Annotated in this window: 18 protein-coding genes; 9 read left to right on the plus strand and 9 right to left on the minus strand. The window is 41.6% G+C overall.

Annotated elements, in window-relative coordinates; genetic code table 11:
* Positions 1-12 precede the first annotated feature (12 nt).
* The 3 genes from ACQKKO_RS04390 to ACQKKO_RS04400 form a co-directional block, all read right to left on the minus strand.
* Entirely contained in the window at positions 13-858 is an 846-nt protein-coding gene (locus ACQKKO_RS04390; RefSeq protein WP_498644711.1) for a carbohydrate ABC transporter permease, read from the minus strand.
* The gene (locus ACQKKO_RS04395) at positions 858-1,805 is read right to left on the minus strand and encodes a carbohydrate ABC transporter permease (protein WP_498644713.1); all 948 of its coding nucleotides are present in this window, start codon (positions 1,803-1,805) and stop codon (positions 858-860) included. Before ACQKKO_RS04395 ends, ACQKKO_RS04390 begins: the two co-directional genes overlap by 1 nt.
* 96 nt (positions 1,806-1,901) lie before the next feature.
* A complete protein-coding gene (locus ACQKKO_RS04400; protein WP_498644715.1) occupies positions 1,902-3,194 on the minus strand; it encodes an ABC transporter substrate-binding protein in 1,293 nt (430 codons plus the stop codon).
* Between the two features lie 254 nt (positions 3,195-3,448).
* On the opposite strand from ACQKKO_RS04400, the gene ACQKKO_RS04405 reads away from it, so the two are divergent.
* Positions 3,449-4,084, plus strand: a complete 636-nt coding sequence (locus ACQKKO_RS04405; protein ID WP_498644717.1) for an SGNH/GDSL hydrolase family protein — start codon at positions 3,449-3,451, stop codon at positions 4,082-4,084.
* 55 nt (positions 4,085-4,139) lie between these two features.
* Here ACQKKO_RS04405 and ytvI read toward each other — a convergent pair whose 3' ends face one another.
* The 3 genes from ytvI to ACQKKO_RS04420 all read right to left on the minus strand — a co-directional run bounded on the left by ytvI (position 4,140) and on the right by ACQKKO_RS04420 (position 6,507).
* Positions 4,140-5,231: a sporulation integral membrane protein YtvI gene (ytvI, locus tag ACQKKO_RS04410; RefSeq protein ID WP_498644719.1), complete on the minus strand. Its 1,092-nt coding sequence runs from the start codon at positions 5,229-5,231 to the stop codon at positions 4,140-4,142.
* 284 nt (positions 5,232-5,515) lie between these two features.
* Entirely contained in the window at positions 5,516-6,289 is a 774-nt protein-coding gene (locus ACQKKO_RS04415; protein ID WP_498644721.1) for an SDR family NAD(P)-dependent oxidoreductase, read from the minus strand.
* Between the two features lie 71 nt (positions 6,290-6,360).
* On the minus strand, positions 6,361-6,507 hold the full coding sequence (locus ACQKKO_RS04420; protein WP_498644723.1) for a hypothetical protein: 147 nt from the start codon (positions 6,505-6,507) through the stop codon (positions 6,361-6,363).
* 181 nt (positions 6,508-6,688) lie between these two features.
* Here ACQKKO_RS04420 and ACQKKO_RS04425 point away from each other — a divergent pair, with 181 nt between their 5' ends.
* Complete coding sequence (locus ACQKKO_RS04425; protein ID WP_498645171.1) at positions 6,689-7,333, plus strand: FMN-dependent NADH-azoreductase; 645 nt, start codon at positions 6,689-6,691, stop codon at positions 7,331-7,333.
* A 47-nt stretch (positions 7,334-7,380) separates the two neighbouring features.
* Here ACQKKO_RS04425 and ACQKKO_RS04430 read toward each other — a convergent pair whose 3' ends face one another.
* Positions 7,381-8,166, minus strand: coding sequence for an SDR family NAD(P)-dependent oxidoreductase (locus tag ACQKKO_RS04430; protein WP_498644725.1), 786 nt, complete (start codon positions 8,164-8,166; stop codon positions 7,381-7,383).
* Between the two features lie 56 nt (positions 8,167-8,222).
* A complete protein-coding gene (locus tag ACQKKO_RS04435) occupies positions 8,223-8,567 on the minus strand; it encodes a hypothetical protein (protein ID WP_498644727.1) in 345 nt (114 codons plus the stop codon).
* Between the two features lie 319 nt (positions 8,568-8,886).
* Here ACQKKO_RS04435 and ACQKKO_RS04440 point away from each other — a divergent pair, with 319 nt between their 5' ends.
* The 7 genes from ACQKKO_RS04440 to ACQKKO_RS04470 all read left to right on the plus strand — a co-directional run bounded on the left by ACQKKO_RS04440 (position 8,887) and on the right by ACQKKO_RS04470 (position 15,845).
* Positions 8,887-10,206, plus strand: coding sequence for an LLM class flavin-dependent oxidoreductase (locus tag ACQKKO_RS04440; protein ID WP_498645173.1), 1,320 nt, complete (start codon positions 8,887-8,889; stop codon positions 10,204-10,206).
* Positions 10,199-10,705 (plus strand): GNAT family N-acetyltransferase, encoded by a 507-nt coding sequence (locus ACQKKO_RS04445; RefSeq protein WP_498644729.1) that lies wholly within the window; start codon positions 10,199-10,201, stop codon positions 10,703-10,705. Before ACQKKO_RS04440 ends, ACQKKO_RS04445 begins: the two co-directional genes overlap by 8 nt.
* Positions 10,706-10,740: 35 nt before the next feature.
* Positions 10,741-11,547, plus strand: coding sequence for an amino acid ABC transporter substrate-binding protein (locus ACQKKO_RS04450; protein ID WP_498644731.1), 807 nt, complete (start codon positions 10,741-10,743; stop codon positions 11,545-11,547).
* 15 nt (positions 11,548-11,562) lie between these two features.
* Entirely contained in the window at positions 11,563-12,234 is a 672-nt protein-coding gene (locus ACQKKO_RS04455) for an amino acid ABC transporter permease (RefSeq protein ID WP_498644733.1), read from the plus strand.
* Between the two features lie 11 nt (positions 12,235-12,245).
* Positions 12,246-12,998, plus strand: a complete 753-nt coding sequence (locus ACQKKO_RS04460) for an amino acid ABC transporter ATP-binding protein (protein ID WP_498644735.1) — start codon at positions 12,246-12,248, stop codon at positions 12,996-12,998.
* Positions 12,999-13,026: 28 nt separating this feature from the next.
* Positions 13,027-14,376: an MmgE/PrpD family protein gene (locus ACQKKO_RS04465; RefSeq protein WP_498645174.1), complete on the plus strand. Its 1,350-nt coding sequence runs from the start codon at positions 13,027-13,029 to the stop codon at positions 14,374-14,376.
* Between the two features lie 98 nt (positions 14,377-14,474).
* Positions 14,475-15,845, plus strand: a complete 1,371-nt coding sequence (locus tag ACQKKO_RS04470; protein WP_498644737.1) for a sodium-dependent transporter — start codon at positions 14,475-14,477, stop codon at positions 15,843-15,845.
* A gap of 139 nt (positions 15,846-15,984) precedes the next feature.
* On the opposite strand, the gene ACQKKO_RS04475 is transcribed toward ACQKKO_RS04470, so the two are convergent.
* Positions 15,985-16,329 carry a YxeA family protein gene (locus tag ACQKKO_RS04475; protein ID WP_498644739.1) on the minus strand — a complete coding sequence of 115 codons (345 nt, stop codon included), beginning with the start codon at positions 16,327-16,329 and terminating at the stop codon, positions 15,985-15,987.
* Positions 16,330-16,376 lie beyond the last annotated feature (47 nt).

Genomic DNA, 16,376 nt, shown 5'->3' on the forward strand with positions numbered 1-16,376 from the left:
TCGTGGGTTGATCTATTTTAAGCCAGTTGTTGCGATGCCCTCTACCAAATACCGTTGAAAGAACATGAATAAGATAAGCTGTGGTAACAGTGATAGGGATGACATAGCGAGTAGAGGCCCCCATGAGGTTCCTGCTTCCGCATCCATGAAATTACGTAAGCCTAGTGAGATCGTATGAATCTCAGCACTATTTAAATAGATAAGTGGAGAAAGAAAATCATCCCATGACCACATAAACGCAAAGATTGCGACTGTGACAAGTGCCGGCTTCAGCAAGGGTAAGATGATCCGCCAAAACACACCAAATGTTGAGCATCCATCAATAATAGCTGCCTCATCCAGTTCTTTTGGTATCCCTCTAATAAACTGGATCAATAAAAAGATAAAAAACGGAGTTCCACCTAAGAACGCTGGCACGATCAAAGGATAAAACGTATTCACCCAATTAAACTGCTGGAACAGAATGTATTGTGGAATTAAGGTAATTTGCATAGGGAGCATGACTGTTGATAGCAAACATGCAAAGAGAACCTTTTTAAAACGAAACCGTAGTCTGGCAAAGCCATATGCAACAATACTTGAAGATAAGATTGCTCCGACAACCACACTTCCCGTTACAAACAAAGAGTTCTTAAAATACACATCAAACCCAAATCCTCCAAACCCTGCCCAACCTTCAGAGTAATTCAGCCAATCTACCTCAATGGGTATAAGCGAAATCGCATTAGAAAAGATTTCTGTTTCTGGTTTTAGTGAGCTACCAAACATCCACAAAATCGGATAAAGCATGAGGAAACTAAAACCAATGACGAAAACATAGTAGATCACATCAGATAAACGTTTAGGCTTTTTCATCATTACTTCCCTCCATCCGAATCATAGTGAACCCACAAGCTTGATGACTTAAAGATAATCAAGGTAAAAAAGCCAATGATAACAAGTAGAACCCACGCCATCGCTGAGGCATAACCCATATTTAAGAACTCAAATGCCACTTCATATAAGTACACCGCATAAAATAATGTCGCATCTCGCGGTCCTCCACCCGTAACGAGGAACGCTTGAGTAAAGGTCATAAACCCACCAATCATCTCCATAATTAAGTTAAAAAAGATAATTGGTGTCAGCATTGGAATGGTGATCTTAAAGAATTGCTTGATTCGACCTGCACCATCTACACTTGCAGCCTCGTATAGGTCCTTTGGTATTTGCCTAAGACCTGCAAGAAAGATAATCATTGGAGCTCCGAATTGCCAAACAACAAGTAGGATAAGGATCGACATAGCTGCATTTGGATCACCAAAGAAGCTAATCGTGCTTAAACCGAGTGAATCGAGCATGGAATTCACTGCACCATTTCGTCCGAAGAGCTGTCTCCAAACAACTGCAATAGCAACACTTCCCCCAATAATTGAAGGAATATAATAAATGGTTGTGAACAGACCTGACCCTTTCTTTCCAGCATTAAAGATCAAAGCAAGAAACAAGGAAAAAGCGAGTTTCAATGGTACGGCAATCACGACAAATGTAAATGTAGCCTTTAATGCCTGAATAAATCTTGGATCATTGGTGAACAGCTTCACGTAGTTACTAAAACCTGTCCATACAGGTGCTGTGAGCATATTATAATTAGTAAATGACAGGTAAAAAGAATAAATCATCGGTCCAATCACCAGTCCAAAAAAACCAAGTAACCATGGCGATATGACAAGATAAGCGGTAAAACTTTCCTTCCAGCTTTTCTTCCGGACTCTTCTCTGTTCTTCAGGCGTAAGCGTTTCTGCAGTTGATTTAACTGTCTCCATTTCCCACCTCTAAATGTATGATTTGCAAACATGTAGGAAAAGGTCAGTCCACAATTGGCCTGACCTCAATCCAGCATCTTGCATATGAAGTCATCTTTACTCTAGAACTTGCTCTGCTTCAGAACGGAATGTCTCTACCCCTTCTTCAGGTGTCATATCTCCATATTTGACTGCCTCTAGCATCCGATTAAACGAAGCTCTCACTTCCGCTTCTCCTGGTGGTGGTAATGGCTCAGACTCACCAGCACGTTCTCCAACAATCTCAAGAAATTCAAATGTTTTTGCGACACTTTCATCTACCTGATCTAGCAAGTGCTCTCGAATTTCAGATGAGATTGGAACACCACGTTCCGCCATCAAGATTTCGTTTCCTTCAATGTCGTTAGTCATAAAATCAACAAACTTCGCAGCAGCCTCTTGCTTATCGGAATTAGCAGAAATGCTCCAAGACATACTAGGACGAATCCAATCTCCCGGACTTGTTGCTCCTTCAGCTACCGGTAGAACGTTCACACCGATTGGATCCTCTGACATTGGTTGAATACCAATTACTCCGTTACTCGCTCCAACTGCCATCGCCGCTTCTCGGTTGGCAATCATTGATTCTCCACTGTCGTTGATCTCAACCGTCACATCGTGAGGAGTTGATACGCCGTTATCTATCATGTTCTTTTCCATTTCCAAAAAGTTCACTAACGTCTCGTTCTCAAATCCTAATGATCCATCTTCGTTATAGAAATGTTGATCAAATTGACGAGCATAATGAGTAAACGCCTCATATTCTGCTTTTACAAAGTCAAATCCCCAAGCTCTATCACCTTCGCCTTGAGAGACTGTGTCCATTGCTTCGTACAGATCATCATACGTATATCCTGGCTCTAGCTCGAGATCATATTTTTCAAATAATGCTTCATTGTAAAGAGTTGAAAATGCATTGGCTCCTGAAGAAATTGCGAATGTACTGCCATCCTTTATATTCATCTCTTGATAGACGTCATCAACGTTATCCATATTTATGGTTCCATCTTCAATAAATGGATTAACGTCCATCACCAGCTCACTTGAAATATATTGCTCTAGCTTTGATGTATCCATCTGAATAACATCAGGTAAATTACTACCCGCTGCTTGTGTGGTCAATCTTTCCCAGTAACTATCGAAGCCTGTATACTCTGGTTCAACTCGAATATCAGGATTCTTTTCTTCAAATAATGCAATCGCCTCGGTCGTCATATTGTGTCTTTCGTCTGATCCCCACCACGAAACTCTGATAACGGTTTGATCTCCCTCGGCTTCTCCGCTTCCGCCTGTAGGTCCACCTGGAGTACATCCAGCTACAATCAAACTTAAGGAAGTAGCCGTAAAAAGTATGCCCCATCTCTTTTTCATAACGAATCAACCCCCATGATTTGTAAGTGCTTTCTTTTTATAATTATAAGCGCTTACATTTCGCATTTATATATAATAAATGTTAACTATCTATCAAAAAACAACACACTTTCTTTATTGATTCCTGACGAACCCTCAACCTCGGACAACAAATATGCTATGATCGACATAGCCATTCAGTCATCTCAAGACGAATGACTTTTTTATAAAAGATTGGCAAAATGAACGTATAACGAAAATTCTGGAGGAAAACAATGCTTAAACAGGATGATACCTTTGTATTAATAGGAGATAGTATCACTGAAAACGGACGTTTTGAGGATCCACAAGGGATTGGAATTGGGTATGCTGCACTCATTCATGATTATTTAATGGTCAAACACCCAGAGCTACATCTTGCCATTTATAATAGAGGAATTAGTGGAAACCGAGTAACAGACCTTGAGGACAGATGGCAACAGGACGTCTTAGATTTGAATCCCGATTGGGTCTCCATCTCAATTGGTGTTAATGATGCGTGGAGTCAAACGAAGCATCCTGATCGAGAACAGGTTTACCCTGAGTTGTTTGAAGAAATTTACGATCGAATTCTTAGATACACACTCGAAAAAACAAATGCGAGGCTTATCTTGATGGAACCTACCATTATTAAAGAAGATTTGAACTCTGAAGAAAATCACACGCTACAATCATATATAGAGGCAGTCCACAGACTTGCCAAAAAGTACGATGCGATTCTTGTCCCAACTAATCAAGCGTTCCAAACCTACCTCGAAGCGGAATCAAACGTTCCTGTCACTACGGATGGCGTTCATATGAACTCTAAAGGCGACGTTCTAATGGCTGCTGCTTGGATTGATGCTTTAAACAATAGCGAGAAAAAAGAATAATTTTTAAAAAAACCATGCGGACGACCTTTTGCAGGCTTGTCCGCATGGTTTTTAGTTATTTTTTCGTTGATTGATTCGGTACATCTTCTGTTAATTTCAGTTCAAACAGTCCTGCTTCTTTAGCTGATCGAATCGCGATATAGACAAATGGTCCAAGGATTAGGCCCATTACACCGAAGAATACATAACCAAAATACATTGACAACACCGTCGGTAATGCGGCAAGTCCAATTGAATCTCCAAGTACTTTCGGTTCAACAATTCTTCGAACAATCAATAATACAGCTGCCAGGATGATTAACTGCAGTCCTGTATTTGTTCCACCAAGCACCATTGCAAGAATTCCCCATGGTACAAGTATCAAAGCTGGTCCTACGTAAAGTGGAATAATATCGACTAGCCAAATTAAGATCGCCATAATTAAAGCAGATTTGGGTGAGATAAAGAGTAAACTTATGTATGTCACCACAAACACACCTACACTTAAAATAAACTGCGCTTTCCAGTACCCTAAGAACACTTTACTCATACGCTGAAAAACAAATCTAAGCTTACTCGCAGTCTCCATCTTAAATAGATTAAAGAACAAATTAAGTAATCTTGGTAGGTCTAAACTAAATAAAAACAATGTGATAAGGTAAACCAAAGCAACAAAAAGCATATTTGGTACGGCTGTTAGTAAAGAGGTAATTCCCGCAAGAATATCTGAAGTAATACTCATCGCTCGATCAAACAGTCCTTCCGACTGCCTTTCGATCTCTCGAACAATTTGGTTCCCTTGAGGAATTTCAGCAATAGTTTGGTTAAAGCTAATAATAAAGTTATCAACAAAGATCTGAACCTCGCGCGCATACTGTGGCAGGTCCAAAGACCAATCATAGATCGCACGAATGACCCTAGTAAATGTTAGATATAATGCGTAACCACCCAACAAGACAAATAACAGAAAGACAATGGTTACGGGCAGCAATCTCTTCTCTGTTTTCAACTGTTTTTTGAGCATTTTCACAAACGGCTCAAAAATCATCGCAGTCAGTAAGGCAAAAAAGATTGGTGAAAAGTATGAAAAATTAAAATAGACGAATACAGCAATTCCAAGAATGGCAATCAAAGTCAATATTCGTTTGACTAGAACTTGATTAAACAATAAGCAACCTCCTGACCACAAATAAAAAAAAGGTGATGCTTCATTATTATATCAGTATCGAGAAATGATACACAATTTTTTCCGCTTTTTGCTTTAATCTTTTTGATTTCATTATTATTAAATAAGGCTAGGAATAAACATTAAATCATGTATAAAAACTACAGGAGAATCCCTCGCTCGTTTTATTAAAGAGTCAAATGGCGAATGATTCGATGGTTGAATCATTCGCCATTTTCTAATTCCTATTTAGTAATGTCCCAAACTCATCACTTTTTGTAACCAGATTATACAGATGTAGCGCCTTGTCCACCATCTATTCTGTAGTACGATCCTGAGATAAATGAAGCTTCATCGGATGCAAGGAAGGCCATTAGGTTTGCAATTTCTTCTGACGTTGCATAGCGATTTAATGGAACACTTGCTTCAAATTGTTTTCTTGGATCCTTTGCCCCAGTAAGCTCAGCATTTGCTTCAATGGATCTCATCATTTGCGTATCAACACCAGATGGAGCGACTGCATTCACACGGATATTGTTTGGAGCTCCTTCAAGTGCGGCTGTTTTTGTTAAACCGATTACACCATGCTTTGATGCTACATATAAGCCCATACCTGGTGCACCTAATAGTCCTCCGTTTGAAGCAGTATTGACAATGGCTCCACTCTTTTGCTCATTCATAACACGCATTACATGTTTTAAGCCGTAAAAAACACCTTTAAGGTTTACATTGATTACTGCTTCAAAGTTCTCCGTTGTTTGATCTACTAAATTGTTGAATTGACCATTAATACCAGCATTGTTTACAAAGACGTCAATTCGACCGTATGTTTCTTTAGTTTTTGAAACAAACGCTGCAACGTCCTCTTCCTTAGCCACGTTTCCATCAAGTAAAAGCAAGTCCTTTGCTTCTACGTCTTGTGCCGCTTTTTCGAGCACGTCCCGCTTTAAGTCAACAAGAGCAAGCTTTGCTCCTTCGCTAGCAAACTTCTTAGCAGCAGCAATTCCAATTCCTCCTGCAGCGCCTGTAATTAATACTACTTTGTCTTTAAAGTCCATCATGACAGCCCCTTAGAGTTTTAGTTATTTCTATACAAGAAGAATATACTCTCACTTTGTCGAAAAGTGTAGTTTTATGCTTTCCCGTCTAAATACTCGTTAGGCTCACGATTTTGTTCCGCATTATTGTTCTTTGCTTGAGCAAGCCTGCCATTACGATGCTCCCCATGATTCGTGTTTTCTTTAAATTGATTGTTTGGCTTATGATCTTTTTTAGACATACTCATCCTCTTTTCGTCGTTTTGTGAGTAGTTTTTTCTAAAATCGACATCCTATACATATAAAAACGCCTGGTACATCCAATAGTATCCTTTTGGAAACTATAATACTTTAAAGTGCGTACTATTACTCACTACATGGGCGTTGTATACTAACTACTGTTAAAAAACTATCTAAACTAACATCTGGAGGAACACAAACATGTCTAACGTTTTATTTATCAAAGCTAACGACCGCCCTGCTGATCAAGCAATCAGCGTTATGATGTATGATGCATTTGTTGCATCTTATAAAGAAGCAAACCCAAACGATACAATCACTGAATTAGATCTTTTCAAAGCTGATCTTCCTTACTACGGTAACGATGCCATTACAGCTAACTACAAAAAGAGCCAAGGAATGGAACTTACAGCTGAAGATCAAAAGTACATTGATCTAACTGAAAAATACCTTGGTCAATTCTTTGATGCTGATAAAGTTGTGATTGCTACACCACTTTGGAACGGAACCGTTCCAGCACCACTTGTAACGTACATCTCTTATCTTGCTCAAGCTGGACGTACGTTCAAATACACAGCTGAAGGTCCAGTTGGACTAGCTGGAGACAAAAAAGTAGCGGTTCTTGCTGCACGTGGATCTGACTATGCGCTTGATTTCATGGCTGCTAGTGAAGCTGCCGTTCGCTATGTGAACACAAACCTTGCTCTATGGGGAATTCATGAGCCAACTCAATTGATCATTCAAGGACATAACCAATACCCTGAACGTTCTCAAGAAATCATTGCTGACGGATTAGTTGAAGTAACAAAAGCTGCTGCTTCTTTCTAATTCCATTAAAAAAAGCTGTCCATTGAGGACAGCTTTTTCTTGTTTCATTAATCAAACATAAGTGGACGAGCAATTTTATTAATAGCCGCTCCATCAACCATCAAGGTTTGGCCACTTACATACGTTGCCTCATCAGACACCATAAACAAGCAGGCATTGGCAATATCATCAACCGTACCAATCCGGCCGAATGGTTGAAACTGAAGAGTTTGGTTAAATGCTTCTTCCGGATCCTCAAGGCTAGCAAACGTTTTTTCTAAAAGCGGAGTATCTACGGTACTTGGACAAACCGCATTCACCCGAATGTTGTGAGGGCCTAAATCTAGTGACATTTGTCTAGTTAAGGCTGTCAGCCCACCCTTTGATGCAGCATAGGCTGCAAGTCGGGTAATGGTTTTCTCTGCATGCCACGATGCAATATTTACAATCGCCCCGCCCCCACGCTTTTTCATCTCAGGAATCACGTATTTGGAGCACAGAAATGCACCTGTTAGATTTACGCCTAAAATCTGCTGCCACTCTTCAAACGATGTGTCCTCTACTGATTTACGAACCGTTACGGCTGCATTGTTTACAAGGATATCCACCCCGCCAAACGTCTCTACCGTTTTATTAATTAGAGCTTTTACTTGTTCTTCCTTACTCACATCCGCTTCTACAAAATGAGCTTCAATCTTCGCTTCTGTTAGTTCACGAACAAGCTGTTCACCTAACTCTTTATTCACATCTGCAACAATAACTCGAGCTCCTTCTCTAGCAAATGTTCGTGTAATTCCTTCTCCAATTCCTTGACTTGCTCCGGTTACGATGGCCACTTTTTTATGAAGTCTCATGTATCTCTCTCCTTATGTAAAAAGGAACCCTAAGCTTAACCCAGGGCTCCTGTTTATTAGTTCAAATTGCTAAGGTCTAGCTTGTAGCCGTTCTCGTCATTACTTTCTCGCTCAGGTGTGTTAAAAACCGTTTCTTTATTAATCTTATGCTTCTCTGCTGCACGATCTGAAAACGCATCAGCAATTTCCGTATCTTCATTTAAGACAAATTCAAGTGCGTTGATCTGAGTGCGTAAACGTTGTACCGTACGATCAAGGTAGATATACACTTGTTGATCATACTGAGAAAGATCTCTAAACGTCTTCTCGTCAACCTGCATTTCTTTTACTTTTTTAATGCAATTCACTAATTCGCTTCGTAATTCATTTCGCGTTTCTTTAACTACTGAAAGATCTCTCATCTTAACAACATCCTTTCTATTTACACATCTCGCTTTTATATTTCCACTTTTCCAACTAATTCTAGTATATCGTGATAACGATTTGTTTTAAAGGACTATTTCATTTTCTTTCCTTTCATCTAATGGTAGAAGATTATTTCGATCCTTTAGGGCATAATACACATGCTTTAAAATTGCTAAACACTACCGTTTGACATAATCCGACAAGAATATTATGATCTTCTTAACCCGATAAAACTACTAGACATTATCAGTTTACTATGAGTATAGATTTAATTGAAATGAGGAATGTATCGTGCAAAGCGATTCAACTAAAAAAATGAACTTAGGCGTCTTTTTGGCTGGTACAGGACATCATGTAGCTTCATGGAGACACCCTCGTGCCCAAAAAGATGGATCAATGAACTTCAACTATTTTAAAGAGCTTGCACAAACGGCTGAAAAAGGAAAGTTTGACCTGCTCTTTTTGGCAGATAGCTTATCTATAAACCCTAAATCTCACCCAAATGTGATGACGAGGTTTGAACCTTTTACCATTCTTGGTGCTTTGGCTCAATCTACTTCAAAGATTGGATTAGTCGCTACGGCGTCTACTACGTACAGTGAGCCCTTTCATATTGCACGTCAGTTTGCCTCACTCGATCACTTATCCGCAGGACGTGCTGGTTGGAACGTGGTGACTTCGTCCATTCCTGATACAGCTAAGAACTTTAGCGGTACCGAGCACCTCGAGCATAGTCTGAGATATGACCGGGCAGACGAATTCGTAGATGTTGTTCAAGGACTTTGGGATTCATGGGAGGAAGAGGCGTTCATTCGCAACCAAGAAGCTGGGGTATTCTTTGATCCAACTAAATACCACGAGCTGAATCATAGTGGGGACTACTTCCAAGTAAGAGGGCCACTGAATGCAGAGCGCACACCACAGGGGCAGCCCGTTATAGTCCAAGCTGGATCTTCTAAGGATGGCATGGCGCTTGCAGCGAAGTATGCTGAAATTATCTTCACTGCACAAAACAATAAAGAAGCGGCACAAGCCTTTTATGCCGATATTAAGAAGCAAGTTCAAGAAAATGGTCGTGAATCAGATGATGTAAAGGTTCTTCCTGGAATCTTCCCGATTATCGGAGCAACTGAAGAGGAAGCGAACCAGAAGTATCAAGAATTACAGGATCTCATCCAACCTGAAGTGGGACTTAGCATTCTATCAACGGCTCTTGGTGGCTTCGATTTATCAAATTATCCTTTAGACGGTCCGCTACCGGAGATTGATGTTGAGCAATCAAACGCTGTGAAAAGCCGAGCTCAGCTTATCATTGATATGGCGAAGCGCGACAACTTAACTATTCGCCAGCTTTATCAATATGTTGCTGGATCACGCGGACATCACATCTTTGTTGGTACACCAACAAAACTTGCAGACAAACTAGAGGAATGGTTCAAAGACGGAGCCTGTGATGGATTTAATGTCATGCCTCCACTCCTTCCAGAAGGCTTGGATCAATTTGTGAATGACGTGGTTCCTATCTTGCAGGAGCGTGGATTGTTCCGTCTTGAATATGACGCGACTACCTTAAGAGGAAACCTTGGAATAGACGAACCACACAACCGGTATACGAATGGATCAGATCATGTTTAAACATCCGTCCTATCGATTAGCTACTGTGGAGGATGCCGAAGAGATACTTGATCTCACATTACGAGCGTACGCACCCATTCGTGAATTAGGGATTCATTTCGCTGCTGCAACGGCTGACATTGAGCTTGTTAAGAAGAACATAATGAACAATACATGTTACCTCATGCTACGAGACCAGAAGATGATTGCGACAGCTAGCCTACGTATGCCATGGGGACTGCAGCCTGGCCCCTTTGGTGTACCGCACCTTTGGTGGTTTGCAACAGATCCAACCCACGCACTAAAAGGAGACGGAAGCGACTTTCTTCATTGGATTGAACACACGGTCGTAGCCGAGCAATTAAAAGCACCTTACCTTTCACTTGGCACAGCAGACAAGCATCCATGGTTAATTGGAATGTATGAACGCCGAGGATACGAACGGGCCGGTAGCGCCGATCTTGGAAAAGGTCACACAACCATCTACTTAAAGAAAACGATTTTGCCACATCTTATTTGATCAAACCACAACAAAGAACACTCAGGAGGATTCACATGAAACGAACACATAAAATCACTCTCGCACTAGGACTAACCAGTATTCTTGCACTAACTGCTTGCGGGTCGGGCGACTCATCTGCTGATGGAGGAGATGAAGCAAACGTTTTACACGTAGGAGCAACTGGTCAAAGCTACCCATTCGCTTATAAAGAAGGAGACAAGCTTCAAGGCTTTGACGTTGAAGTCATTGAACATGTTGCCGACAAAATTGGTTACGATGTCGATTGGACATTAATGGAATTTAGTGGTGTCATGGGTCAGCTTCAAGCCGGAAAGCTTGATACGGTAGCGAACCAAGTGGCCGTAACTGAAGAACGTAAGGAGCTCTACGACTTCTCAGATACGTATTCATACGCTGGTACACAAATTGTGGTCGCTGAGGATAATGAAGAAATCAACGGACTAGATGATCTGGCAGGCAAAGAAGTCGCAGCAGTACTTGGTTCAAACCATGCCAAGAATCTTGAAAGCAAGGATCCAGATGGTAAGATCAACATCCGCACATATGAAACTCAAGAAGGAACTCTGAATGATGTGGCACTAGGTCGTGTTGATGCCTACGTAAATGGACGTAGTGTACTACTTGCTCAATTGGAGTTAAACGACCTGCCTCTTAAATTAGTAGGCAATCCGATTGTGTATGAAGAAGTTGGATTCCCATTTTCAGAAGAGAATGCTGAGCTTAGAGAAGATGTAAACCAAGCTTTAGAAGAGCTTCGCGCAGATGGAACACTTTCTGAGCTATCTGAGAAGTACTTCAAAGATGATGTGACAGAGCCAATTAGCGAAGAACAAGAGTAATCTGGGGTGTGAGCGATGAACTTTGATTTTGATTATATGATATCTGTCTTTCCCGTTTTGTTAAAGGCTCTTCCTTTAACGCTGTTAATGGCCATTGTTTCAATGATCATGGCCGTTCTTATTGGAGGGGTACTGGCTCTGATTACAAAAGGAAAAATCCCAGTGCTGTATCAATTGGCTTCTGTATACATTTCCTTTTTTCGGGCAGTTCCGACTATTGTTCAGCTATTCTTAATCTATTTTGGACTGCCTCAGCTTTTTCCAGCGTTCAGTTCCCTGGACGCCTTATCTGCAGCCATCATCGGACTAAGTTTAAAGAACTCATCGTATCTGGCCGAAATTTTTCGAGCGGCGCTTTACTCCGTTGACGAGGGGCAGCTTGAAGCGTGTATGACCGTTGGAATGACAAAAACGCAAGCGTATATTCACATTATCATTCCACAAGCGGTTCGTAATGCCATTCCCGCAACAGGGAACACGTTTATCGGCTTACTGAAAGAAACGGCGCTCGCTTTCACAATCGGTGTAACAGAAATGCTTGCATCCGGTAAAATGGCCGCCGCTTCGACCCTACGTTTCTTTGAGGCATACATGGCTGTTGCACTCATTTACTGGGTGTTAGTTATTGGTTATAGTGCACTTCAAAGCTGGTTTGAACGAAAAATGAACAGGCCATATGTACGTTAGGAGGGTTTATTGTGATTGAGGTTAAACAAATTAAAAAACGATTTGGCGAGCACATTGTACTAGATGGCATTGACCTTACTGTTCAGAATGGTGAGGTTGTCGCCGTGATCGGTCCATCTGGTTCGGGTAAATCAACCCTCCTGCGTTGCTTAAATCTTCTTGAACAACCGGAAGCAGGGATGATTCAAGTCGGTAACACACAAATTAATGCAGCGAGCTATACAAAAAAGGATGCTCATGCCTTGCGGAGGGAATCCGCTATGGTCTTCCAAAATTACAACCTATTTAAGAATAAAACAGTATTAGAGAACATAGCAGCTTCTCTGCGTATTACAAAAAAAATGAGTAAAGTAGAAGCTCATAAGATTGCTTTTGATTTATTGGAACAAGTCGGCTTATCTGATAAAGCCCAATCTTATCCTGTTACCTTATCAGGAGGGCAGCAGCAGCGTGTCGGAATTGCCCGCGCGCTTGCCGTGAACCCAACTGCTCTTCTTCTAGATGAACCAACCTCAGCACTCGATCCAGAGCTTGTGTCAGAGGTTTTACAGGTCATCAGATCCATAGCTAAAAAAGATACAACCATGATTATCGTTACCCACGAATTAGCATTTGCTCGTGAAGTAGCCGATCGTGTGATCTTTATGGCAGATGGACACATCGTCGAAGAAGGCAATGCACGCGAGTTGTTTGACAACCCGAAACAGGATCGCACAAAACGATTTATTAAGCAACTGAATCAAACAGAAGACGCAGACCGGTAAACACACCGGTCTTTTGCTATTAGGAGGGATAACCGTGACTAACTGGACAGCCACTTTTGCAAACCTTGTTGCTCAGTCATTACCGAACGACGAGGCAATAACATCAGCCCAAAAGGGAGTACTTGATTATCTTGCTTCAAGCCTAACAGCGGGTCAGACTGCAACCGGCACGTTGCTTATGAGGTGGTTTGATGAAGAAGGAGGGCATGCAGACGTGCCCTTAATTGGAATGTATAAGAAGGTGTCGGCAAGGCAAGCAGCATTTTTTAATGGTTACTTAGGCCATGCACTCGATCTTGATGACGTACATACTGACGTACGAGGACATCCAAGCACCGTTATCCTCCCAGCCCTCTTATCTGTTGCGGCGACTGGCTCATACAGTGGAAGACGCTTTTTAGAAGCGTATGTAGTTGGTGTTGAGGTGATGGCTCGCTTAGGTCTAGCTATCGGGAGCAAGCATTATACAAAGGGCTGGCATAACACAGCAACACTCGGAGGCATCGCCGCTGCATGCGCCTGCGCCTATTTGCAAAAATTTTCCGCAGAAAAAACAGAGCTTTCAATTGGCCTTGCTGCAACTCAAAGCTCAGGCATGCGTAATCAGTTTGGTACAGAGGTCAAACCATTACATGCAGGCTTTGCTGCAGAGCAAGGATATGTCGCTACTAAGCTAACAGAGCTTGGTTTAGTCGGTTCAAACGATACGTTAGACGGGGAAAACGGATTTCTTACTCTTTACGGAGATGGAACTGAATTTGCTAATACACTCACCTCGAGCTGGGGAGAATCATGGAAGATCTCAACGCCTGGTCTTTGGTTTAAAATCTATCCATTCTGCTCAGCCGCCTTCCATGCAGCCGATGCATGCCAAGAGTTGCTTAACCAATATACACTCACCTTAGAAGACATCCAAATGATCGAGGTAATCTATCCACCAAAAGGAGATGCAGCGCTCATCCACACTCATCCTCAAACAGGGGATGAAGGCCGGTTCAGTGTAGAGTATATCGTTGGATTGTTTCTTACCAAGCGGACAGCTACCTTATCAGATTTTACTCATGAAGCCATTCCGTCTTCTATCCGCAATGTGATGAATAAGGTGACGAGACAGTATGATGTAACCATTAAACCATCGCCTCACGCTGTACCAAAAGGACGATTTACAATCGTGCGTATTCATTTAGAAAATGGCACAATTCTTAAATCACGAGTTGATGCACCATTCGGATCAACCGACAAACCGCTATCAATGGGTCAGCTTGAACAAAAGCTTAATGATGGCTGCAGTGAGGTACAAGCAAATCACATTAAGCAGGCTGTGCATGATCTTGATAAAGCGAGCACGCTCAATGAGCTCATCGACGCCATTCGTTAATCCTCTGCAAGATATTATCTAAACATTCACTTGTTTCTATCTTCTCCCTCTGCTAACATGAAATAATGTTTTAAAGAGGAAAAGAGGACGCATACATCATGTCAAACGCAACAGAACAATGGTCATCTAAGCTTGGATTTATCTACGCAACAGCCGGCAGCGCAATTGGTCTTGGCGCAATATGGAAGTTTCCTTATATTGCTGGTCAAAGTGGAGGCGGCGCTTTCTTTCTCGTCTTCCTAGTGCTAACACTATTTTTAGGTGTACCCTTATTAATTGGAGAATACATTCTTGGTCGTCATTCTGGTAAGGACGCCATTTCAACATACAAAACATTAGCACCACGATCACCCTTTCAAGTGACGGGTTGGCTTGGGGTCGTCTGCTGTTTTCTCATTCTATCTTTTTATAGTGTGATCGGTGGTTGGGCCCTGTTATATCTAGGATCTTCAGTTACTGGACAGCTTTCAAACCTATCATTAAATGAATCACAGGACTATTTCGGTCGACTCATTGCAAGTCCCGGACTCGCATTGGGCGCTCAGCTTGTCTTTATTTTGATCACCGCATTTGTTGTAGCTAAAGGAATTCAAAAAGGGATTGAACAAGTAAGCAAATGGATGATTCCCTCTCTACTTATATTATTAATCATTCTTGCCGCCTATTCACTAACACTCGATGGAGCCGTTCAAGGGATTCAATACTTGCTTGCACCCGATTTCTCTGCAGTTGATGGTGAAACGATCCTGTTTGCGTTAGGCCAGGCCTTTTTCGCATTATCTGTAGGGGTTTCGGTTATGGTTACCTTTAGCTCCTATGCATCAAAACAACAGAATCTTCCTGCCTCAGCGATGGCACTTGCTGTTATGAACGTATTTGTTGCGTTGCTTGCGGGACTAGTCATCTTCCCAGGTGTGTTCACATTTGGCTTTGAGCCAGATGAGGGGCCGGCATTAATATTTGCCGTTCTCCCGGCAATCTTTGAACAGATTGCTTTTGGCCAAATTTTGCTGATTACATTCTTTGTTTTGTTTTTATTTGCTGCCTTAAGTACAGCTTTCTCATTACTTGAGATTGTTGTCGCTGCATTTGTTCGTGGCGATCAGAACAAACGAAAGCGAGCAAGCTGGCTCTTTGCCCTTCTGATTTTTATCGTTGGGATCCCGTCCACATTATCATACGGCGTACTTTCGGACTTCTTTATCGGAGATCGCTCCTTTTTTGACGCAGTCGATTACCTGACAAGTAACGTTTTAATGCCACTTGGCGCCTTATTAATCTGTCTATTTATTCCTCGGAAAATAAATAAAGACATCCTCTTACAGGAGTTTCAATCAGGCTCAAACGCAGGTAAAAAACTATTTGTTCTCTGGTATGCACTAGTTAAATACGTTGTGCCATTTGCGATTGTCATTGTTTTTATTGATCAGTTGTTTGGCTTAAATCTAATCACACTCATATTTGAATAATGATGGTAAGACCCCTTGCAACTGGCGAGGGGTCTTTTTCAAGAACGTTTGCTCAATTTGCGGTCTATCACTTCGATCCTCTGACCCATCCAACAAAAAAGCAATGAACCTCACATTCAGATTCATTGCCCTCACGTTCCTATGATTGTTCGTCTAATTCTCTCTTAATCTCCTCTGGTACATCTGATTCGTTCACTTCTTGATAGGTCTTTGCTTCACCGTTTCTCATTGTAACGGTGAGATACGCTCCCATGCGGAGTTTTTTCATTCCTAGAAATTTAATGTTTTCACTGTCTCCATCTTCTGTTATACCAAGCGTTTCATAGTTTCGATGGGTCGCCTCTGGTGGAGCATCAGCGGGCTCTACTCCCTCATCTACAATTTTCACGTAATAATCGTCTTCTTGAAAACTAGTAAAGACCATATATCCCGCAACGGCTGCGACGATTACTAAAATAAACGTAATTCCTACTTTTTTCATCATCTAGCACCTCTCTTCTAGTTCATAGTTTACTACTTGCACAGAGAGGA

Source organism: Alkalihalobacillus sp. NPDC127517 (genome assembly GCF_050276055.1).
Taxonomy (GTDB): Bacteria; Bacillota; Bacilli; order Bacillales; family Bacillaceae_D; genus Alkalicoccobacillus.